This window comes from Stenotrophomonas sp. GD03877 (assembly GCF_029840555.1).
In the GTDB taxonomy this organism is placed as follows: domain Bacteria; phylum Pseudomonadota; class Gammaproteobacteria; order Xanthomonadales; family Xanthomonadaceae; genus Stenotrophomonas; species Stenotrophomonas geniculata.
The window spans coordinates 180,583-202,919 of the sequence record NZ_JAOCCT010000004.1 but is presented as its reverse complement, the minus strand read 5'-3'; the positions used below and the strand labels follow the sequence as shown (position 1 = coordinate 202,919).

The 22,337-nt window shown below is 62.0% G+C and carries 18 protein-coding genes and 1 pseudogene; 6 read left to right on the top strand and 13 right to left on the bottom strand.

The features are described from left to right. The first annotated feature begins 197 nt into the window (after positions 1–197). A complete protein-coding gene (gene mauJ, locus N5D20_RS04550) occupies positions 198–1,565 on the top strand; it encodes a methylamine utilization protein MauJ (protein ID WP_143566645.1) in 1,368 nt (455 codons plus the stop codon). A 663-nt stretch (positions 1,566–2,228) separates the two neighbouring features. On the opposite strand, the gene N5D20_RS04545 is transcribed toward mauJ, so the two are convergent. The 4 genes from N5D20_RS04545 to N5D20_RS04530 all read right to left on the bottom strand — a co-directional run bounded on the left by N5D20_RS04545 (position 2,229) and on the right by N5D20_RS04530 (position 10,130). Beyond that, on the bottom strand, positions 2,229–2,477 hold the full coding sequence (locus tag N5D20_RS04545) for an Imm32 family immunity protein (RefSeq protein ID WP_143566646.1): 249 nt from the start codon (positions 2,475–2,477) through the stop codon (positions 2,229–2,231). Continuing rightward, complete coding sequence (locus N5D20_RS04540) at positions 2,464–6,663, bottom strand: RHS repeat-associated core domain-containing protein (RefSeq protein ID WP_279914775.1); 4,200 nt, start codon at positions 6,661–6,663, stop codon at positions 2,464–2,466. The genes N5D20_RS04545 and N5D20_RS04540 overlap by 14 nt, the downstream gene beginning before the upstream one ends. 1,688 nt (positions 6,664–8,351) lie before the next feature. Further along, positions 8,352–9,185 (bottom strand): hypothetical protein, encoded by an 834-nt coding sequence (locus N5D20_RS04535; protein ID WP_143566647.1) that lies wholly within the window; start codon positions 9,183–9,185, stop codon positions 8,352–8,354. Between the two features lie 228 nt (positions 9,186–9,413). Beyond that, positions 9,414–10,130, bottom strand: coding sequence for a hypothetical protein (locus N5D20_RS04530; protein WP_197578896.1), 717 nt, complete (start codon positions 10,128–10,130; stop codon positions 9,414–9,416). A gap of 167 nt (positions 10,131–10,297) precedes the next feature. Between N5D20_RS04530 and N5D20_RS04525 the strand changes: the two genes are divergently transcribed. From N5D20_RS04525 to N5D20_RS04515, 3 genes are all read left to right on the top strand, one after another. After that, the gene (locus N5D20_RS04525; protein WP_197578897.1) at positions 10,298–11,053 is read left to right on the top strand and encodes a tetratricopeptide repeat protein; all 756 of its coding nucleotides are present in this window, start codon (positions 10,298–10,300) and stop codon (positions 11,051–11,053) included. 457 nt (positions 11,054–11,510) lie between these two features. Next, on the top strand, positions 11,511–11,867 hold the full coding sequence (locus tag N5D20_RS04520; RefSeq protein ID WP_197578898.1) for a hypothetical protein: 357 nt from the start codon (positions 11,511–11,513) through the stop codon (positions 11,865–11,867). Then, a complete protein-coding gene (locus N5D20_RS04515) occupies positions 11,868–12,338 on the top strand; it encodes a hypothetical protein (RefSeq protein WP_197578899.1) in 471 nt (156 codons plus the stop codon). A gap of 104 nt (positions 12,339–12,442) precedes the next feature. On the opposite strand, the gene N5D20_RS04510 is transcribed toward N5D20_RS04515, so the two are convergent. The 8 genes and pseudogenes from N5D20_RS04510 to N5D20_RS04475 form a co-directional block, all read right to left on the bottom strand. Beyond that, complete coding sequence (locus tag N5D20_RS04510) at positions 12,443–13,069, bottom strand: nucleotidyltransferase family protein (protein WP_197578900.1); 627 nt, start codon at positions 13,067–13,069, stop codon at positions 12,443–12,445. Then, positions 13,045–14,106, bottom strand: a complete 1,062-nt coding sequence (locus tag N5D20_RS04505; RefSeq protein WP_197578901.1) for an XdhC/CoxI family protein — start codon at positions 14,104–14,106, stop codon at positions 13,045–13,047. Before N5D20_RS04505 ends, N5D20_RS04510 begins: the two co-directional genes overlap by 25 nt. Before the next feature lie 9 nt (positions 14,107–14,115). Continuing rightward, positions 14,116–16,320, bottom strand: a complete 2,205-nt coding sequence (gene paoC, locus N5D20_RS04500; protein WP_197578902.1) for an aldehyde oxidoreductase molybdenum-binding subunit PaoC — start codon at positions 16,318–16,320, stop codon at positions 14,116–14,118. Continuing rightward, positions 16,320–17,270 (bottom strand): xanthine dehydrogenase family protein subunit M, encoded by a 951-nt coding sequence (locus N5D20_RS04495; protein ID WP_021202434.1) that lies wholly within the window; start codon positions 17,268–17,270, stop codon positions 16,320–16,322. Before N5D20_RS04495 ends, paoC begins: the two co-directional genes overlap by 1 nt. Continuing rightward, a pseudogene (paoA, locus tag N5D20_RS04490) lies at positions 17,267–17,915 on the bottom strand (aldehyde dehydrogenase iron-sulfur subunit PaoA). The gene N5D20_RS04495 and the pseudogene paoA overlap by 4 nt, the downstream one beginning before the upstream one ends. Before the next feature lie 268 nt (positions 17,916–18,183). Further along, positions 18,184–18,915 carry a hypothetical protein gene (locus N5D20_RS04485; protein ID WP_197578903.1) on the bottom strand — a complete coding sequence of 244 codons (732 nt, stop codon included), beginning with the start codon at positions 18,913–18,915 and terminating at the stop codon, positions 18,184–18,186. 81 nt (positions 18,916–18,996) lie between these two features. Further along, the gene (locus N5D20_RS04480) at positions 18,997–19,473 is read right to left on the bottom strand and encodes a nuclear transport factor 2 family protein (RefSeq protein WP_197578904.1); all 477 of its coding nucleotides are present in this window, start codon (positions 19,471–19,473) and stop codon (positions 18,997–18,999) included. Positions 19,474–19,535: 62 nt separating this feature from the next. Continuing rightward, positions 19,536–20,105 (bottom strand): TetR family transcriptional regulator, encoded by a 570-nt coding sequence (locus tag N5D20_RS04475; protein WP_049409782.1) that lies wholly within the window; start codon positions 20,103–20,105, stop codon positions 19,536–19,538. Between the two features lie 169 nt (positions 20,106–20,274). Between N5D20_RS04475 and N5D20_RS04470 the strand changes: the two genes are divergently transcribed. Continuing rightward, on the top strand, positions 20,275–21,228 hold the full coding sequence (locus N5D20_RS04470; protein ID WP_197578905.1) for an alpha/beta hydrolase: 954 nt from the start codon (positions 20,275–20,277) through the stop codon (positions 21,226–21,228). A 237-nt stretch (positions 21,229–21,465) separates the two neighbouring features. Further along, positions 21,466–21,777, top strand: a complete 312-nt coding sequence (locus N5D20_RS04465; RefSeq protein WP_099560612.1) for a hypothetical protein — start codon at positions 21,466–21,468, stop codon at positions 21,775–21,777. Between the two features lie 45 nt (positions 21,778–21,822). Here the strand turns inward: N5D20_RS04465 and N5D20_RS04460 are convergent, their stop codons facing one another. After that, complete coding sequence (locus N5D20_RS04460; protein WP_049455236.1) at positions 21,823–22,122, bottom strand: hypothetical protein; 300 nt, start codon at positions 22,120–22,122, stop codon at positions 21,823–21,825. Between the last annotated feature and the right edge of the window lie 215 nt (positions 22,123–22,337).

Genomic DNA, 22,337 nt, shown 5'->3' with positions numbered 1-22,337 from the left:
ACGGCTCGTCGAAAACACAGTTAGCTCTTCTTGGCCTGGAGAGTCCGCCGGCATATTTTTTCTACCAAGGGCAGGCCGCTTAGTATTAGATCCAAATCCCTACTCTCGGATGATGCGGGACCTAGGGCGGGATTAGGGGCTACGCCCGTAGGCCACGATACACTGCTGACGTCGGTGAGCTTGGATGGAGCCCTATCGTGCAGACGCCCTATGTGCCGCATCGCTTCGGCCAAGAGGTCGAAACAAAGCTTCGTAGTCGAATGAACTGGCTAACAGCTGGAGTTGCTTCCTCTATTGCTTGGCCGCAGGAGGACGTGTGGGTCGTCTACGGAGGAAATGACTACATACTTCGCGGTTTAGAGAGAAGCGGCGAAGCATCGCCTCCAGGAATAACCGTGCCATGTGAGCGTGCGGAGATCGACGAGGCTTTGTCGAGAATCTACAAATTTGCATCAGTACTCAGTTGGTTCCACCAGGGCTACGTGGATGTAAGCGGGCATGTGTGGGGTTCTCACCCCATCTTGTACGGTGATCGACGTCACGTCTTCTCAACAGGCGGCACGTACTCCGTTAGAGCGTTCGATTGCAATCATATGCCGCTAATCGAAGGCGACGCCATGCGCAAATCGCTCGCATTCTGGCGAGAAGGTCAGCGGCTACGAGGCGTTCATGACAGCTATTCATTTCTGAGCTTCTATAAGGTGATCGAGTCACAGTTCAGTAAAGCAAGGTCAAAGCAAAAGGTTGAATGGATTCGTTCAAATATCGAGCTTCTCTCGGATGACGCGGCAGCTCGCGTCGCGGAGCTGCGAAATGAGGGGCGCGACGTGAGTCGGCATCTTTTCGAAAGCGGACGATGCGCAGTCGCACATGCAGCGATGGAGGAGGAAATTATCGATCCGGACATTCCCCGAGACAGAAGGAGACTGCGCGAAGATCTGGTGGTAATGGCTGGCTTAGCCCAGCGCTACATCGCTAATGAGCTTGGTGTCCCGGACCGATCCGTCCTGTACCGTACTCGAAATAGGCTTCAGCCGTGGGATCCAATGTTCCATCCCGTTACGCTTCAGCAGCTCAGGAGCGGGGAGTACCCCGATGATCTGGGGAATTTTGACAATCGGATTGTCTCCATAGGCCTTTGGCCGGACGGTGCGATACGTGGCATGGAGAGAATGATTGTGCGCGTCCAGTCGGTCTCACAGGGGGTGATAGAGGCGGCACTAGTGAATGAGCGCGAGACAGTGATTGTGGCGGCTTACTTGGACTTCCCTCATGGAGTGGCACATATCAACATTGAGCGCGGCGGCGTCAGAGACGGGGAATCGCCGCCGCTCGAGGAAGACCTGCGGGCCTTCTATACGCTCTATTACAATGTTCTAGGAAATCGCGTTGCAGAATTGACTATTGATGGCTTTGAGCCGGTGGATTGTGAAGTCGTTATTCCTGTCAACATGATGCTTACATTGCCTCCCCATGAGGCGGTTGAGGCTACAGTTAGTGAAGTTCTTGCAAAGTATGGGCATGCCCCGGTCGCCGAAGCGCCAACGATCCCCAATCACACTTGACCGCGCCGTAGCGGTTCTGGACGCAGCCGGGAGACGTTGCCATCGGGCGGTTCCCGACGCCTGGTGATCCTCGCCGCCAGCACCGCTTGGGGTGGCAGCCATTCGGCGGGCCAACCAAGGCCTTCTTGCGTTTGGTAGGGCATACGAGCGAGCCGTGGCAGCTGCAGCAGCTCGTGACGCAGATTGGGCCGGCAGACCGCAGCCCCAATGTGGGGCCACACGCTGATCGCTGCTGCGATGTGCCGTTTTGATCGAATCGGTACTTGGCGGTAGCAGCTGCCGCAGTCCGCCTTGATCGGATGAGGATCTGCCCTACCCCCGATAAATCTTCCTAATCGCGGGGTGCCGACCTTGCCGACGCCATTGCGCACCTACAGGGCCGCAACGTTCTGCAGGCGTAGCTCGACCACCCGTGTAGTAGGGGCCAAGCTCGCCCCTACTTGGCCGGAACCGGTCTACCGGCCATTGAGCCGTGGCACGCCGGTTACGTAGCAGGTCCAGCAGGACGCCAGAACCTAGGTGTCTACTCGCCTAGCTGAGTACCAATGGCACCTGCGATTCATCCACTGGGCTGGCGCGAAAAACTGGCCTACTTGCTGGTCGGACCACTATCCGTCCGGTTTATGCGTGTTGAATCGCGCTCAGTGTGGGGACTTCGCATCGCTAACTCCAAAGCCGCAAGTCTACTTTGTTAAAAAGCGTGCTATCCGTGGATTGCGGTTGACTGGACAACTCATCCCCTCCCCAGTCGTCCGTCATTAGGTGGGTATGCCGAGGCATCGGCGACGAACCGTTCTGGAGTCGCGCAAGCACCAACTGCAGGAGAGCCAGGCCCTGCTGATTCATGTGCACGGTCAGTTCATCGCCTTCCTTGTTCATCTCGAAGGTCAACAGATGTTCAGGGTTTGACATGAAGTTCGTCTCCTAGCGGGTATTTCTTCTTCTCAAGCATACCGTCATAGCCCTTCGCCCGGTTGACATCCACATGTGGCATTTCCGTTCCTGCCCTGAAAACCTGCACTTCGGGGTCGATGTGATATGAGCGCCCAGTAGATGGGTTGACATACCCGCCTTTCCCTCCCACGGGATCTGGGCCACGTGCACTGAACCCCTTAGCCCTGAACATCGCGTCGATCTGCGCGGGTGTCTTTCCCTTGAAGGGGTTGCCCAGTGACTTTTTGCCAAACTTTACGACCGTCGCGCCACTTCCAATGACCGGCACCACTGCGATCGCAGACAAGACTGCATTCGTGTACTGGCCACGGCCCAGGTAGATGCCCGCATTGACCAGATCCAGAGGCTCCCCATACACGGGAACCAGTCCGCCGATGTCCAGCGCGAACTGGACTTTGTCTATGAGGCTGTTGTTGATTCCTCCGAAATCGAGTCCCCCGTTCTGTGCCGGCAAGGTTGGCGGTGGCTTGACCACCATGCCAGGGAACGTTGTAAGCGAGGGCTGTCCGCTGAACCCAAGTGGATCGAACAGATTGATGGGATCGTTGTTGGCATAGGCGTAGAGATTCATCCCGCCAGCGGTGCCGACCAGGTCGGGTTGAATGAACCGTCCCAGTGCCGGCGCGTACATTCGTGAGCGAAGATGAAGTAGGCCGATCTCAGGGAGCCACAGCTGCCCCGTGTACCCCAGTCGCCCTATCCCCTCTCCGACCTGCTGTCCCCAAGGATCGTATCTTGCAGTCGCTTGAAGTCGACCATCTTCACCCGCGCGGGCGACGATGGAACCGCGCTCGTCGGCATATAGCCATGAGCGCCGTCCGCCTTCATAAAGCACGATGGGCTCGTCACCCTTTGGCCCAAACACGATCTTCTGCAACATTGTGCCATTGGACTCGTCGAACTCCCCAATCAACTCCCAGTCGCTGTACAGGAATTGCCGCGACACCCCTCCCTTCGTAACACGCGCGAGACGACCAATTGCGTCGTAGTCGAGGCGCGAGTCACCGGCTGCCACAAGCCTTCCCTCCGCATCGTAGGTAAATGAACGGCTGGGATCTGCGCTACCATCTGCTTGTAGATTGCCGGCAGCATCGTGCTCCATGTTGTGCCAGCTGGCGCTCTCGTCCTTCCATGAACCGTACTGATTCAGCCAACCGGCATACCACTCAACCTTACCCCTTTCGATCGGCGCCATCGCGAACCGTGGCTGTGTCACGGCCCGGCTTCTGAGCTGTCCATCCTCATTGAACGCATAGCCAAAGCCGATATCCTGATCTTCACCCATGAGATCATGCATGAGGAGGGAGATTCGCTGGTCGGCCCTGTATTCGTACTCCGTCCGCGTTCCGTTCCCCTTAAATGTGGAGCCGGTACGGCGTGAGATCTCGTCGTAGGTGAAACTGGCCAAACTGGCACCAGTAGCTTCATCGATGCCGCTGACCCGGCCAAGCTGATCGAAGTTGTAGCGCACCCCCGAGCCATCGGGCCAGCGCAGTTCGGACCAGCTCTGGCCCGGGCCGTAGCTGTAGCCGACAGAGCGACCAAATGGCCCAGTGCTGCTGCTCAGGCGCCCGAGCTTGTCATATGTCCAGTAGATCGAGAGCGCGCTGTTTGCACCGGGCAATTCAGCGGAAAGCCGCCTCCCCTGCAGGTCGTAGGTGTACGTAACACTTCGATCAGATTCCGGAACATCCTTTCTCAGCAACCTACCATCAGCATCGAATGTGTAGCCGATCTTCTTGCCATCGCGCAGAGTGATGCTGGAGAGGTCGCCCTTTTCGTTGTACGCGTAGGTCTCCCGAGGGAAGCCCTCCACCTCGACGGTACAGGATCGTGCAGAGACGTAGTGCTTTCCAAGGTATCGACGCTCCTTCAGTCGGTCAAACCCGTCATAGCATAGTGCCGTGTAGTTTCCTTCCGCATCGACATGAAGGATCGGCTGGCCATTGGGCGAGTACTGGAGCTCCAGGGTCTTCTGCTCCAGTGGTGTGCCCACGCCATTGTTGACGGAAAGCACTCGGCCGACGCCATCCAACGTCATCCTGGACCTTCGTTCGATGCCATCTACTCGCTTTCGTGTTCCGATGTTTCGACCCGCATCGTCGTAGTCAAATCGCGTGGATGCCGCATCAATTCCAGTGCTTTGTACCTGCAGCCCGCGCGCGTCGTATTCTGTCGTCTCACTCAACCAGCCGCCTTGGAAGCTGTACGAGCTCGCAGTCTTGCGCCCTTCTGAATCGTAAGTCGACTGAGTGCGCTGCGAGACTTCTCCGACTGAGGGACCCGTTGACGACACAATACGGCGCATGCGATCAGGCACCTGTACCGTCAGGTCCCCGGCGCGTGCCCCTTCCACGGCAGTGATGTTTCCCACACGATCATAGTAGTACCGCGTCGTCTCCGCGGCACCACTCGGATCGCGTACTACCTCCTTCAACTCGTGGCTGCTTCGGGAGCCCGCCGTCGAAGGCATGTAGTTGTAGTCCACCCGAATCAGCTTATCGTCGGCACAGATGAATTCGAACTGTCCCGGGGGGCTCCTCGCTAGGCATGCGTCTTGGCCGACGGGAAGAATCACATCTCGCTGCGGAATGTCTGCAGCACCCGCCAATGATGGCGCGGACGAGCCTTCCGCCGGCGAGAATGACGCATACCTTGTCCTGGTCGCTGCGCGCCTTCCATCTACCCGGATGGCGTCAAATCGAATTGCCGCGCCGCCGTGTTCCGCGTCGTGACGCGTCACCTGCACTCCTCCGCGCGAGTTCTTGGCAGATACAGGCCTATTGCAGAATCGGAAATTGCTTGAGCTGCATGCAGGGTAAAGTGCTGTTTCGACAATGTCTGGGAGGCCCGAGGATGGCTTTGCCTTACGCCGACGCTCGAGGATGTTGCCACGATCATCAAGCTTGTTCTCGATGCTGTCACCCTCAGGGTTCTTGATCGAGGTGAGTCGATAGCCCCTGTAGTCATAGGTGTACTCGGTGCGTGCCCCATTGCCATCTTCGATGGCTACCGGGTACGGATTCTCGCGCATGAAGAAGTAGCGCGTGACGTTGCCGACGGGATCTGTAACCTTTGTATCGAACGCGTTCTTATTTATCCTCTCGCTGTACTCGAATCGGGTAACCTTTCCTGCCCCGTCCGCTTGGGAAAGAACCTTGCCGAAGTTGTCAAATACGTTGGTGAATGCGTCGGTGCTGGCGCCGGCGCGCCGCTCGGTAGCGACGTTCCTGCTGTTGATGCCATACCCATAACTGATTACAGAACCATTGGCATCAACGACTTTTCGAAGTCGCCCGCTATAGGGGGGCAATCCATTTAGACTCCAACGATCATAGATGTAGCTTACGGTTGCAAGGTCACCCGTTGCGCAAAGGACCGTGTCGTGCTCAACACAGCTTGACCTGAAGGCAGACGCCGACGTTACAACTTGAGGGTCGTGAAGATCTTCATAGGAGAAGCGAATGCCATAGCCCCTGCTATTGACAACTTCAGACACAAGCGCCACCGGGAATTCCTGGTAGTTCGCGCTTGGGCGAGTGGTGTAGCGATAAGACAAAGACTCGCCGTTGGGCATTTCCAGATAGCGCAGCTGCACACAGGACGCCATCGAGGCAGATGTAACCCCTCCTGCGCTGATGTACCCGCAGGTCATGTTCGTAACGAAATCAAAGTATGCAATGACTCCTTCGCGGCTTCTAAATGTAAAGCGCCTGTCGTCTGCATCCTGCTCAAGCGTCGCACCATCCAGTCTTTTGTTGACGATCTTGCCGTATGATCTTTCGAACTGGTACGTGCTACCCATCAGCACGACGTCGATGACGGGCCAGTTGCTTGGATGAAAATTGAAAGGTGGGCGTCCGTGATGTGCGGTGTACTGGCCGCAGTTGCATATGACTCGCCCATCAATGTTGAAGGCGACGCCAGCCTTATCACCGGACTGAATCCGTGTCAGGTCAATTCGCGAAGGGAATTCGCCGGAGCCAATAGAAAGGTCAATGCTTTGAAGAGTGAAGAGTCCGCTGTACGGATCCACGCCATTGGCATTTCGAGTTTGATCCAGCGGTGGTGAGTGCGAATCACCGATCCCGATCTCCTGAGCTTGCGCTGTACCTGCGAGAAACGGAGCCAGAGCTGCAGTCATTAATCGTGCCAACAATCGAGCCCGACTGGTTAAGCGCAGCTTAGGCAACTGGTCCGCCGTGAATCGGAAGACTCCCGCATGCATCCTGGGTTTCATTGTTTCATTCCTTGAGTCCGACGATCGCCCCGCCTAGATCGACGAGCTCGACATAATGGCCGTTGGTGCGAATAGCCCGTCCAGCCTCACCGCCTTCTCCTGGCTTTGGGGCCTCGCTGGCCGGAACGTCCCCGTGGTAGCTCGGGCGTCCAGGCTCACCTCGCCTGCCTGCGGCGCCGCCTTTCCCGCCCTGCCCCGTCAGATTGGGCAAGCCTAGACCGCCTTCACCACCCATACTTCCAGGAAGGCCGGGCTGTGGCCCTGGCTGCACCGTTGATCCTGCTCCCCCAAGGCCATCTGGATACCCTCCACCTCCACCTCCACCCGGACGGGGGCCGATGATGACGCTCAGGCGCGGGGATGGTGCCCCGCCGCCGCCGCCGCCGCCGCCGCCCATCAGCGCGCCGCCCGCAAGCACCTCCACGCGCATCGGTAGGCGAGCAATCACCGCGTCGCCGCCTGGCTGCCCGTCGGTGCCGCTTGCCCCCCCAGTACCACCGTGCCCTTGCACGACGCCGGCGACCTTCAGTGTTATCGAGGTTGCATACTTGTCAGTGGGCCATGTTCCGGAATCAATCGCAGCATTGCCACGAATCCCAAGGATACTCACACCAGGAACGACCTCGAAGACGATTCGCGCCGGCTGCCTTCCGCTGTAGCCCGCATACTCTGCAAGGCGTCGAAGCGTGTTTAGTTGACCGCTAGATGCAGGGACCGTAATGGTTCGTTCAAACAGCTTTGGAGTTGGGTCTACTGGTGTCGGCGTATCGGGCTTTGGTGAAGTCCCTGTCGCGGGGCCTGTAGCTGTCCAGTTTCCAGCTCTGTCGTACTCAAATTTGTATTGGCGTCCATCTGCAGGGACGACACTGACGAGCCTTCCAAGGGCGTCATAGAAAAACTCTTCCATTACCTGCGCTTGAGCGGATTCAGTAGAGCCCGCCAGCGCGCCCAAAACAATTGCGATGCGAGCCACAGTCGCCTTGAGCGTCTTCTCATCCATGCCCGTTCCCCTTTGACCGAGTGTCCGTCTAGTCGGCGCCGTTCTGACGAGCGTTGGCTCGTGAGGCCATGTCCAATTGAATAATGTCTAGTTGACAGCGTAATGACGCTCGATCAGCTGGTCGCGAGTTGGAGCCTTTGGTGTAGCGTCAGTCAGGTCGCAAGCGCTCTGTTATCAGGCGCGTCAGTGACGAGCGGACCCAAGTGCGCGGCACGACTTGACGGGCCTGAATGCCCCAAAGAATGGTCCGCCGCATACCGTCACGCAACACCTCAGCGAGCTCTCCTTCCGGAACGCCTACGGTTGGCCATGGACCGCCCAGCTCAAAGCAAGCGGTGTATAGGCCCGAAGTAGTTTCCGTTCTCGCTCTTAGGTCACCTACCCGACCGCCGATAAACATCCCTAATCCCCATCCTACGCAGACCTGTAACATCAGTCGTAGGCGTCGCGACAAGAGCGCCGCCTCCACCCAAGTTGCAGTCTCCCGTGTATAGCTGATGACGAGCCGCGCATCAGGTGGGCGCGCAGATGCCCAGGCGGTGCGCGCTCATCGCGTTGGCCCCCATGGGAAGATAGCGCGCCAAGCAGAATGCTATAGCTCAACCAACGTCGCGATGTCGTCGAGCGCTCCCATAGTGAGGTCAATTGGGCTCAATGCCTGAGTCGGCACTCTTGGGATCCACGCAAATCGATACTCACGCTGGTACGTGTATCGGAAATGCTTGGCAAAGGGCACGCTGATGTGTGCATTCTCGGGCTGGTGTGGATCGACGTAGATTGCGTCCCCGCATGAATGCTCGGCCGATGGGGTCTGAGAGTCGGCAGCTTGGCGGAGTCGCTCGGCGAAAGCTTTCTTGTTTCTAATAATCACGCATGCCTGGGCCTCGAAGTCGACAAACAAGCGAGGCTCAACTGATTGCGTCACACAGTAGAGCCAGTAATCACCCTCTGCCGTGTGGTTGGCGTGCATGACTTGGTCGCCTGAATTCTTCGGAACATCATGTGGATTCTTGACGAGCGCTACGAGATCATCGCGAGATACCACAATAGACAAGGCTAGACTCAGCTCGTCGTCACGTACCGCTCCGTTGAGGTGGCTAGCCTTGAAGAAGCTGGCAGGCTGAATCCGTGCATTTCCTTGGCTGAGCAAGGCGGCCATATGTTCACTCTTGCCGTATTTGACCAAGCTGTTTCTTGGATCCAAATCCAATGCTGCAAACACGTTGGCGGCCTTGCGACCCAACTCTCCGACAAGATCGGGCAGCGGCTGCTCGCGGATGAACCCACTTGTAAAGCCGTTGGGAAATGGGCCGTATCGGAGCTGCATCTCCTGAAGAACCTGGGTCCACTTGAGCATGAACCGCTGCGCCTCAGGATCTTCGGGAGATCCCAATCCGATCTTCGCCTGTGGCGTCAGGGTGATCATGTTCAACACTACATCACGCACCCGTTGCTGCAGCTCATACTCAGACAAGTGCCTAAGGAACCGGTTCTCGTTGTAGGCCTTTCGCCACATTTCATGCAGTTGCATCCGTGCCGGTCTCGGGTGGAAAGACCCAATTATGGCTTTCGCGGGCATCCGGTGCCAAAGCTGACTTGGTCAGATGTCCCCCAAGTGGCGATCGCCCTGCCGCCTACCCTCGATAGCGAGCCCTTAGCGCGACTCAACTGGCTTTGCAGGCCGAACCGGTTTTTGTGCAATCTCCAGGCTACTCACGTCGTCCACTGGTACAAGAACTGCAGCTTTCTGTACCGGGTCCCAAAGCACATAGCTATCACCCAAACGCCCCACTAGGCCCAGGCTGCCTTGGACCTTCTCATCAATGGTCACACTGACCGAGTACTCGCTGCTGCCAGAAGTAGTCGTCTTGGCGCGCTCAAAGCCAAGCCAGCTTGACGAGATCGGGACATAGACAATCATCACGAGCGCATAGACCAGCCACGGCGAGTTCTTCACGGCGGCCGGCAACACTGGGGACAGGCGTACTGCCATTGCACATATGCCCGTCAGCGCCACACCTATCAAAACGGGCCAGGCATTGGACCACCAAAGCAAGGCGCCCATTCCAACAAGACAAAGAGCCAGGGTCAGCCACATCAGCAGATTGGCTTGGGACGGCGTCGCTGTCACCTTCCCCTCGACCCACCCTCCAAACAGCAGCGCAATCAGTATGAAGAACAACACCATGCCGATCCCAGCAAGCCCTGCCAGCGCAAGCTCACTCACCGCAACAAATTGAAAGGGGTCCAGACCGAAGTGCCCCCAATACGCCTTCAGATAGAAGGCCCCTTGAATCAATCCGAACGTGACGAGCGCCGAACCCCATCCAGCAACATCAGCCATCGTTAGCGTCTTCTGCGTACGTTCCATGTATCCCCCTCCATCAATGCAGCCCCGCCACATAGTGACATGCAGCGATCCACCTCGCAGAACCCAACCCAATTAACGTGACGCGTCACACTCGATCACCGCACCCCATTGGCGCCCCACCCCACCCCCACTATAGTTCCAGCCCTCACAAGGACGAGGCGGCACACATGCCCTACATCGGAATCGGACTCCACGTACTGGCAGCCATCTACTTCGCGGTGCACGCCATCCGCTCGGGCCAGAGCCTCTACTGGCTCATCCTGCTCTTCTCGTTCCCTTTGCTCGGCAGCGTCGTCTACTTCCTGGCGATCTACTTCCCGGAAGTCCGCCATTCGCGCGGCGCCCGGCAGGTCGTCCGTTCCGCCAAGCAGCTCATGGACCCGGGCCAGGACCTTCGCAACGCCCGTACCGAACTGGCGCGCACGCCGACCGTGCAGAATCGGGTTCGCCTGGGCATGACGCTGCTGGATGACGGCCAGGCCGAGGAAGCCAGAACCCTGCTTGAGCAGGCAGCCAGCTCGCCGCTGGGCGACGATCCCTACATCCTGACCGGCCTTGCCCGTGCCCGCCTCGAGTCCGGGCGCGCTGCGCTTGCGGTTGAGACGCTGGACGGCCTGTTCGCCCGCCACCCGGATGTGCGCCGCAAGCCGGAACAAACCCTGCTTTACGCGCAGGCACTGGCGGCTGCCCAAGCGTCCGGCACCCGTGCCGCGTTCGAGCGCGCGGTGGAGTGCGGAAATGACGCGGCCGCCCGCTGTCTGTATGCCGAATGGCTGATGGCACAGTCGCAACCCGACGACCGCGAGCAAGCCCGCAGCCTGTTCGCCGGCATCATCGACGATGCGCAGCACTGGTCGCGCCACGCACGGAGCCACAATGCCACATGGCTGGAGCGGGCCAAGGTTGCGTTGAAGGGTTACTGACGCCTGGCGGCCCTTGGCAATCCTGTCGCATTCGCCTCGCTCGCGGCCTCGCCGGGCGGATGCCGACACTCGCTAGGCTTGCACCACCACCATCGCCGATAGCCTTGCAGTGCAAGGCTCCGGCCCCATTGAGCCGTATACAACGATTCTGAAAATGTTGAATGTGGTGACGGCATCAGCCGTACTGCATTGGCATCGCGCACAACCGGGCGTATTCCTTTGCGTGCCACCGGAAACGGGTGGCCGGGATTCGAAACCCCGGTTCTACGCTGAAGTAAACGCTTGCCAGCCGGCATCACCCCTCAGGTGGTGCCGGCTGGCAATCCGTCGGCCGACTATGGCGGGCGGTGCGTGGAGGCCTTGTGCCTGCCGGTTTAGCGTAGACCGGGTTTCGAACCTCGCACCGCCCGCCACCTTTATCGGTGGCGGCTTCTGCATGCACGCAAGGAGCCCTGCCATGACCAAGCCCCACTCCCCTGCCCCGCACTCGATCCACGATGCGCCCGCCAACGGCCCCGCGTTGGACCCGAACACCCTCATCGCCCTGCTGCACAGCATCGGCTCGGGCGCCGCCTCCGATGGTCAGCCGTGGCCGGAACGCCATCAGATGCCCGGCCGACGCATCGCCTTGGCGGATACCGACTGCTCCTTGGCCGGGCTTCGCGTGGTGCTGGAGATTCTGCTGGCCGCGCAGCGCGCCCGCGAAAATGGCGAGCTGGAGCAGTACGTCGGCCCGCGCGTGATGGAGGGGCTGATCATGGCCGGAATCGGCCTTACCGCACACGCCAGTACCCGACTGCATCCGGAGGGCTGAGTGGGGTGGTGCCGCTGGGCGGCCAACGCGCTCTGTCTTGTGGTGGTGGTTGCGGCACAGACGCAGTGGCTGGCACCGCCCAAGCCCTCGCCTATCGGTTTCCACAGCATCCCCGGCGATCGCTTTCTGCAGTTGCGCCGCCAAGCGGTGCAGTTCGTGGAGGCTCGGCCTCGGCAGGGCTTCCAGTTCGTTGAACGGCAACGGGATGTCGCTTTCCAGATTCGCTGCAACGGCGTTCCGGTGCTCTTGCTGGAGAGGCGCTCGCACCATCTGCTGTTGCAGGCCTCACTGGACGCGAAGCAGCGGGCGCCCGCCGTTGTGCGGTTGCGGGCGCTCCTCCAATGGCAGGTGGAGCCGTTGGATTACCTGGAGCAGGTACTGGCTGGCGTGCCGGAACCTGTTCTGTTGGATCGGCTGCTGCAGATTCTTGCTGGTGATGCGCCTGATGGGGCGCGATGTGGCGTGCCGTAGTCGAGCATGGCTCGACTCTACAGGGCTGCGGGCAGCGAGGGTTCGGGCTCCAGCTCTGCCGCTCGTCACCTGCGCGACAGGCATTGGCCTAGTGATCATGCGAGTCACCTCCCGGCATCGATCCAGCCCGCATCGCGCGCACGCGCAAGATCTTCTGGCGTATCGATATCCAGGCCCAGTTCCGGTGCCTGCAGGACATGCACCGTATCGACAGGAAGTTGCCGCAGACGCGCTCCGAAGCCGCGGTCACCGGTTGCACCCGCAGAGTTGAACCATGCACGCGGCACTACTGCGGGAACGCCAAGCACATTTCCGTGGCGGGTGCCCGCGCACGTTGACGCTGCGGCGCGGGCACCCGAAAGCAGCGCCTGCAGATGGGAGCGCTCGATTGCGGGCTGGTCGCATGCCACGACCATCACCGCAGTCACCGTGGGCAGCAGGTGTGCGCCGGCAACCTGCAGGCTGCTCGCCAAGCCGCGTTCCCAGTGGGGGTTGGTTACCGGAATGGCGTCCAGCCCGGCAATACTGGATGTCACGGCCTGTGCGTTCGCGCCCACCACGACCAGCACCTGCGCTGGCGCGAGCTCGCGCGCCAACCGCACCACGCGATGTACCAGGGTCTCGCCCTGCCGGGTCAGAAGCTGCTTGGGCTGGCCAAGTCGGGTGCTCCCGCCGGCAGCCAGCACGACGACCGCATGCGCGTCAGTCACCTGCCGTGCGCGCTTCGCCATTGCTGCAGCTGCGCGGCGATGCTGAGCGAAATCGCCTCGGGCCCTCGGCCGCCGATGTTCAGGCCGACCGGTGATCGAAGTCTCGGGGAAAGGCGGTGGCGCTGATCCGGTGTCAGCAGCTTGAACAGGTCCTCGCGCCTTCGCCGCGGACCCAGCAGTCCAATGAACGCAACTTTGGTATCAGCCAGGGCCACCAGCGCCTCCCGGTCCAGTTCGAAATCGTGATGCATCACCAGTGCCGCGTCGCACGGGTCGCCATGAAGGGCCTCGGCCGGGCTGGTCTGAAGATGCGCATCCGCGCACTGCCCGGCTGAGGCCCAGCGCGCTCGTCGTTCGGCCACGCTGACCCGCCACCCCAGGCCCCGCAGCAACGGAACCAGGAAGGGCGTTTCGGGACCGCCCCCCAACACCAGGGCCCGCGGAAGGCGGGGCAACGGCAACCTCCATGCGCCCTCGCCAAAGGATTGCGCCCCCTCCATCGGATGCAGCTGCCATGCCTGCTCGCGATGGCCGGCGCGGAAGACGACCTGGCCCGACGTACGAAGGTCGCGCTGGAGTGACACGCCCTCGCGCAGCCAGACCTCGATGACGTCGTCGATGCCGGCCATGGCACGCAATGGCAGGAGCGCAATCCGCAGCCGGCCGCGGCACCCGAGCGCGGACCCACTCAACAGGTCGTCGTCACTGCGGGTGTCGATCTCGATCCAGTCGACCCGCCCTGCCGCGCTCACCTGCTCCGCGCGTCGCGCGAGCTCGGGCTCCAGGCACCCGCCGCTGAGCCAGCCGACCTGGCTGCCGTTGCAGAACAGCACCATGTCACCGGCACCGGCGTAAGTGGAGCCATCGGTTTCCAACACCAGCGCGAGCACGGCCTGCTCCCCCGCGCGCACGCGCGTCAAGGCCGACTCGAGGACGCCGCGCGGGCTGCCTTCGGCGAGGAAACCCGGCGCTGCCGACAGGTGCTCGGCAAGATCGCCGGGCTCCCCTCCGCCCGCGGCGGAGGCCGCCAGAGTGGTCGAGGCTGCGGGACGATCCATGCGCAGGGGTCAGCCCACGTCGGGCAAGCCGGGCAGCAGCTTGTCCAGGGTGATGGGATAGTTGCGCACGCGCACGCCGGTTGCGTTGTAGACCGCATTGGCGATCGCGGCGCCGACCCCACAGATGCCCAGTTCACCCACACCCTTGGCCTTCATCGGCGAGATCACCGGATCCAGCGTGTCGAGGAAGACCACTTCCTGGTACGGGATGTCGGCATGCACGGGAACCTCGTAGCCGGCCAGGTCGTGGTTGATGAACAAGCCCAGCCGTTTGTCGACCACCAGCTCCTCCATCAGGGTCGCGCCCGCACCCATCACCATCCCGCCGATGACCTGGCTGCGTGCAGACAGCGGATTAAGGATCCGGCCGCCATCGCATACGGCAAGCATGCGGCGGATGCGCGTCTCTCCCGTGTAGGCATGCACGGCGACCTCGCAGAAATGCCCTGCATAGGTGCCGACGTCGTAGCCCTGCTTGAAGTCGCCGAAGGCAATGCCGTCCTCCGCCGACAGTGTGCCCGCCTCCGCCAGCTTGATCGTCCGCCCACCCGCCTGGATGTGGCCATTGGCGAAGTCTGCGGTGTCGCCGTCGAAGCCCAGTTTCTCGCCCACCTTGCGGCGCAGGCTGACGCACGCCGCGTACACGCCTGCGGTGGAGCTTGCCGCGCCCCACTGGCCGCCGGAACCGGCGGAGGCGGGATGACGGGAGTCGCCGAGGGTCACCTGGACCCGGTCCAGCGGCACGCCCATGGTCTCGGCTGCCGTCTGCGCGATGATCGTGTAGGAGCCGGTGCCGATGTCGGTCATGTCGGTCTCGACAATCACCCCGCCCTGGCCGTCAAGCCGGACCCGCGCCGCCGACTTCATCGTCGGTGCGCCGCGATAGCCCGCAGACACGCCCATGCCGACCAGCCAGTCCCCTTCCCTGACCTGCGCCGGCCTGGGGTTGCGCTTGTTCCAGTTGAAGCGCTCCGCGCCTTCGCGCAGGCAGCGTACCAGGTTGCGGTCGGAGAACTTCTTGGACGGATCGCCGGGTAGCACCTCGGGCTCGTTGAGGATGCGGAACGCGATCGGGTCGAGGCCCAGCTTCTCGGCCATTTCATCCATCGCCACTTCCAGCGCCATGTGGCCCGGTGCTTCGCCCGGTGCGCGCATCGCATTGCCTTCGGGCATGTCGAGCGTGGCGATGTAGTTGGCCACCAGGCGGTTGGCGCCCGCATAGAGCTTGGGCGTCTGCAGGGTGCCGTTTTCGCCGTCCTCGCCGTTGATGTTGCCCGACCAGTTCTCGTGGGCGATGGCGGAGATCCGGCCATCCTTTCCGCAGCCGATCCGCACGCGCTGGAGGGTGGCGTGCCGGTGCGTGGTGTTGTTGGGCATCAACGGGCGTTGCAGCGCGATCTTCACCGGTCGCCCGACCTGCTTGGCCGCCAACGCGGCCAGCACCGCGTCGGCCCGGATGAACAGCTTGCCGCCGAAGCCGCCGCCGATATAGGGCGAGTCCACGCGCACCTTGGCAGGATCGATGCCGAGGATCGCCGCCATGCCCTGCCTGGCCCAGTCGATCATCTGGTTCGCCGTCCACAACGTGAGCGTGTCACCCTCCCAGGCGGCGATGGTGGCGTGCGGCTCCATCATCGAATGACTTTCGTCGGAGGTGTGATAAGTCTCGTCGAGCTTGACCGCGGCGCTCGCGTAGGCGGTGTCGAAATCGCCCAACGCCTGCCGGTCGGGCTTGCCGTCACGCCCCTTTGCCAGCGGCGCGGACGGTGCCAGGGCCGGGAAATCGAAGCGGCCCTTGCTACGCTCGTAGCGGGTGCGGATCAGCGCTGCGGCGGCGCGGGCCTGCTCGAAGGTCTCTGCCACCACGCAGGCGATGGCCTGGTGGTAGTGGGCCACGTCGGGTCCGCCGAACAGCGGTGCATTGTTCCAGTTCGATGTGCCGACCGGCTTGGTTTCCGGTGCGGTGATGACCGCCAGTACGCCGGACGCGGCACGCGCGCGGGAGGCATCCATCGAAATGATGCGCCCTTTGCCGATGCCCGCGCCGACGATGTAGCCGTAGGCCTGGTTCGGCGCCACGTCATGGCGCTCGTAGGCATAGGGGGCGGTGCCGGTGGTCTTGCGTGGACCGTCGATGCGCGGCGTCGACTTGCCGACGACCTTGGCCTTGTCGAACAGGTTGTCGCCGGCGGGGGCGTTGAATTCAAGGGGCATCAGCGCTCTCCTTCCACCAGCACCGCTGCGAGGGTGCGCTCTGCGAGCGCGATCTTGAACGCGTTCTCCGGCGTCGGACGGGCACCGGCGAACACCTGCCGGGTCGCGGCCTTCACGCCGTCGCGCAGCAGGGGTTCGGCTGCCTCGACGCGCCACGGCTTCGGCGCGACCCCACCGAAGGCGAACCGCGCCGAGCCGTCACGCTGCACGACCGCGGCGACCGACACCAGTGCGAACGCATAGGACGCGCGGTCCCGTACCTTGTGGTACACGTGCCGACCGCCCAGAGGTTCCGGCAGCGTGACGTGGGTGATCAGCTCACCGCGCTGCAGCACGTTGTCCTGCTGCGGCCTGTCGCCGGGCGAACGATGGAAATCGGCAATCGGGATGCTGCGCGTACTGCCGTCCCCCCTGACGGTCTGGATCGAGGCGTCCAGCACCCGCAGGGCCACCGCCATGTCGCCCGGATAGGTCGCGATGCAGCTGTCCGAGGTGCCGATCACGCCCATCTGCCGGGAGAACCCCTCGAGTGCGCCGCAGCCGGACCCGGGCAGGCGCTTGTTGCAGGGCAGATTGGGGTCGTAGAAATACGGGCAGCGCGTGCGCTGCAGCAGGTTGCCGCCGGTGGTGGCTTTGTTGCGCAACTGCCCGGAGGCGCCTGCCACGATCGCGCGGGTCAGCACCGCGTAGTCGCGGCGCACGCGCTCATGCGAGGCCAGCGCGGTATTGGTGACCAGCGTGCCGATGCGTAGGCCGCCCTCGTCGGTGGGTTCGATCCTGTCCAGGCCGATGTCCTGCACATCGACCAGGTGCGCTGGCGTCTCGACCTCCAGCTTCATCAGGTCCAGCAGGTTGGTCCCTCCGGCCAGGAACTTCGCGCCCTCGGTACCGGCGACGGCCCTGGCGGCCTCGGCCGGGGATTTCGCGCGCTCGTAACTGAAGGCCCTCATGAGCGCCTCCCTGCAGAGGTGACGCCAGCGACCTCTGCCATCGCCTCGGCAATGTTGGAATAGGCGCCACAGCGGCAGAGGTTGCCGCTCATGCGTTCGCGCATTTCCATGTTGGTGGCCTGGGGCCGTGCGCTGACATCCGCCTGCACATGGCTGGGCACACCCCGCTTGATCTCGTCCAGTACCGCCACCGCCGAACAGATCTGCCCCGGCGTGCAATACCCGCACTGGTAGCCATCATGCTTGATGAAAGCGGCCTGCATCGGATGCAGGTCATCGGGAGTTCCGAGGCCTTCGATGGTGGTGATGGCATCGCCCTGGTGCTGCACCGCCAGGCTGAGGCAGGCATTGATGCGCTCACCGTTGACCAGCACGGTACAGGCACCGCATTGACCGTGGTCGCAGCCCTTCTTGGTGCCGGTCAGCTTCAGATGTTCGCGCAGGGCATCGAGCAGCGTGGTCCGGGTGTCCAGTTCAAGTTCCCGCCGCTCGCCGTTGACGGTCAAGGCCACCGTGCTGATGACGGGCGGGCTGGGCGGCGGGGGGGGCCGCCAGTTCGGCGGCGAGCGATGACGCCCCCGGTGCGGCGGACATCGCCACGGTCGTGACGCCGCCGGCGATCACCTGGCGACGCGTCAACTTCATTCCTTCATCACAACTTGGCACAGTGACCTCCTGGCGTTCGGGGAAACCCCGTGGCTGGATGGACGCGCTCATACTACCGAAGGGCTACTATGCCCATCTGCGGGGTACAGGCCTGTGAAGTCGGCGAAATGTACGAACATGATGCAGCAAGCCCGAAGAAATCGGCTGCATCCAGCCACAGCGCGGCACTCTTGAGCCATGCGTATGCCTCACTGGATGACTCACAGTCCTGTTTGTCCCTCAGCATGAGGAACATGATGGCCCGACGCTACAAAGGCGTTTGCTGGGAGGGCTCGGGTTCGTGGATGGAGCCCTCCAACAAGGCAACGTAGGTATCAAGCCTGGTGCGAAGGCCGATCAGCATCCAGCCCAGCAGGTACAGCAGCACCATGGCGAAGATCAGTAGTGCACCCAGCGGGCCAACATCGAAAGCGCCCGCCCAGTCGCCCCATTTCCATCCGCGGAACTGCAGGTAGAGGGCAATCAACAGCGGGAATGGTCCCAGCCGCTGCAGGCCGCCATACATCATGCCCATGCGCTCAATCATGTTTGTGCGCAAGGTGCTGACGAACTTGAGTCGCCGCTCGCGCTGGACGCGCGGGAATCCGCGAAGCTCGGTCACCACCGCTTGCCAGTGAGCGAAGTCTTCATCCATCTCCCGGGCGTGCGAGAGCCGCGGCTGTCTGAACTGGCGAATGCCCCTGCGGGCGGCCAGTACGCCACCGACAATGAACCCTCCTATTTCGATTGCCAGGCAGGCAACAACCACCTGGAGCACTACGCCAAGAGGCAGCCATCGATCCGGAAGCTGACCCATGAGAATGCCGATGATCGCCGCACCCACGCCGATGCGAAACGCCCACGTCTCCACCCTGCCCGCCTTGGGGTAGATGCTGTGCTCAACCAGTCCCTGCACCCGCTGGTAGAGCCAGTGGAATGTCAGTTCCTGCGAATCGGTCTTTGCCGGCGGATCGAATCCGCCCCCTGCCTGCATGTCCATTGCATCCCCTTCCCCCGGCCGGCGCAGACGCCGGCCACCCCATCGTACCCGAGCGCGCTTCTCCTGGCGCCTCAGCGGGAATCACATACCCAGCTCCGACAACCCCGGGTGATCATCCGGGCGAGGCCCCAGCGGCCAATGGAACTTGCGGTCGCTTTCCTTGATCGGCATGTCGTTGATGCACGAGAAGCGGCGCTGCATCAGGCCATCCTCTCCGAATTCCCAGTTTTCATTGCCATAGGAACGGAACCAGTTGCCGGAGTCGTCGTGCCATTCGTACGCGTAGCGGACCGCAATGCGGTTCTCGGTAAATGCCCAGAGCTCCTTGATCAGGCGGTACTCGAGCTCCTTGTTCCATTTGCGTGCCAGGAACTGCCGGGCTTCTTCCCGGCCGTTGGTGAACTCGGCGCGGTTACGCCACTGGGTGTCGAGCGAATAGGCAAGCGACACCTTGTCGGCATCGCGGGAATTCCAGCCATCCTCGGCAAGACGCACTTTCTGGGTGGCCGATTCAAGGGTGAACGGAGGAAGCGGCGGACGGGGTTGTTCTGCGGACACGGGGAGACCTCCAATCGAAATGGATACACGGGTTGCTTCAAAGGATCTGGCGTACCCAGGCGCTAACGCTTGGCCTGTTCCAACAACAGCTTCGCGACATCCTTCGCGGTGTCTGCGGCGTCGTAATCACCCATCACGCGCGACAGGGTGATGGCGCCTTCCATCAGGACCAGCAGCTGACGGGCTAGGTCCGCCGGCTGCTCCACATCCAGTTGTTCGGTAAGTTCCAGCGTGTAATCGAGCAACTTCTGCTTGTGATTCCGCGCGATCTCCCGGATCGGATCGGCAGGGTCGCCGACCTCGCCCGCGGTATTGATGAACGCACAACCACGATAGCCCTCGGACTGGAACCAACCCTTGAGCACGGTGAACATGCCGAGGATGCGTGCTTCCGGGGTATCAGCCTTGTCGCACTCCTGCCGGAACCAGGCCAGCCAGCGCACATCGCGCGCACTCAGCGCGGCAGCGGCCACGTCGTCCTTGTTCTCGAAGTGGCGGTAAATGCTCTTCCGCGCCACGCCGGAGGTTTTCACCAGCAGGTCCATGCCGGTGGCGTGGATCCCGTTCTGGTAGATCAGCGCCTCGGCCGTGGCCAGGATCTTCTGGTGGGTGTCGGCGGTGGCCTTGCTCATGGCTGCAAGGTAGAACGGTCGTTCTACCCTGTCAACAGTCGATGGCGAGTGGTCCGTTCGCGCACATCCGTGCAAGACGATCTATCAAGAAATCCGGACAGTTCATCACCCGAACGCCTGATTGCAGGCGCAAAGTACGTCTCACCACCCACCCATGAGAGTTCCCCGCATGAACACCTTCACCCGTGCCCTGGCCGTTGCCGCCCTCGCCCTCTCGGTCCAGGCCAGCCTGTCCGCGCAGGCCGCCGAACCGGCCACGCCGGCGGCAGTCACCAGCATCGCGCGCACCGCCAGCTACATCACCACCGCCGATGGCGTGCAGCTGTACTACAAGGACTGGGGCCCGAAGGACGGCCCGGTCGTGACCTTCAGCCACGGCTGGCCGTTGAACTCGGACAGCTGGGAATCCCAGATGATCTTCCTGGCCGATCATGGCTACCGTGTCATCGCGCATGACCGTCGCGGCCACGGGCGTTCCAGCCAGCCGTGGGACGGCAACGACATGGATCACTACGCCGATGACCTGGCCACGGTGATCAATACGCTGGACCTGCACGATGTCACCCTGGTGGGCTTCTCCACCGGTGGTGGCGAAGTGGCGCGCTACATTGGCCGGCATGGCACGGGGCGGGTGAAGAAGGCCGTGCTGATCAGCTCGGTACCGCCGTTCATGCTGAAGACCGCCGACAACCCGAACGGCCTGCCGATTGAAGTGTTCGATGGCATCCGCAAGGCGCAGATGGATAACCGCGCGCAGCTGTACAAGGACATTCCGTCGGGCCCGTTCTATGGCTTCAACCGCCCGGGCGCGAAGGTGTCGCAGGGGTTGATCGATGCGTGGTGGGCGCAGGGCATGCAGGGCGGCCACAAGAACACCTACGATTCGATCGCTGCGTTCTCCGCCACCGATTTCCGCGCGGACCTGAAGAAGTTTGATGTGCCCACCCTGGTCATCCACGGCGACGACGACCAGATCGTGCCGATCGATATCTCAGGCCGCCAATCGGCAAGGCTCATCAAGGGCGCCAGGCTGATTGTCTACCCGGGTGCGCCGCACGGCCTGACCGACACCCACAAGGACAAGGTCAACCAGGATCTGCTGGCGTTCCTGCAGGAAAAGTGAGTGACCGGGGCTCTGTTGTGATGGCAGAGCCCTTCCTTCCCAGAAGCAGGGCTGGCACCGGAGAAGCGCCGGGTGCCGCGTCAGTGCACGATTGCGGGCGTAGGATTTCAGGCCAACGATGGAGCGTGCTCCGCACTTTGATGAAGGGTTAACCTCCAACGGAGGACACTGCGCCCTCACGGCTCTTCTCCGGCGCAGAATCCTTTGCTCCCGTGTCCAGCCCAAGACGACACGGCCATGCACCCTCCCAATGCCTTCCGGATCCATGCGATCCAGCCCCTTCTTGCGCGCAATGGCGCCATCGTTCGCCTCGATCAGTTGCGATCTACCTGCAAGAGTTGCGGCCTGCGCTCGTCAATGAGCGAGAACGCCGGCATTCAGACAAGCCCATTGGGCACGACGCTCACGTGCCCCGCATGCGGTGCCACGGGGCTGATGGACGAGGTGGAGATATGGCACCACTGGCTCGAACAATGCCGCCGTGAACGGATGCTGGCGCTCTTTGATCCAAAGCCTGACGAACCTCTGGAACCAGACACTCCGGAATGACGAGCGCGTTCCGGGCGCTTGCGGACGCAGCGCCAGCTACGCGCCTCAACCGTCGCCCGGGTGCCGGCCCGCCAGGCTGCCCATCGTGAAGGCGTAGCCGGCCTCCTCCAGCAGCGCTCTCATGCGCAGCTCCACGCGCCTGGGTGAAAGCAGGCTGTTGGGCGCATACAAGGCGTAGACGTAGCCGGCGCCGTCGATGATTTCACGGCGCACGGCGCAGTCGTTGGATTCCGCCGCCTCGGACCAGACAGACATCAACCTGGCGGGGCTGATGGACTGCCCGTTGCGAAGGCGAAAGAACAGCCAGCGCACTCCCAGGGAATGGGCTGGATTCAACCTGACCACTGAGAGCCTCCAATGCGCCGGAAGAGATCCCTGAGAACCTCAGGATCCAATCGTGGATGCTCGTCTTTTGAGGATCGCGGAAGGTCGATGCGCGTGGGACCCTTCACCAGTGCAGGCAGATCGGACTGAAGGTCGATCCACCATCCCGCAGGCAGCCGGAGCCCTGTGCCCGTTCTATCGTAGATGCAGATCGGAAAAGTCATCGCATTGCTCCT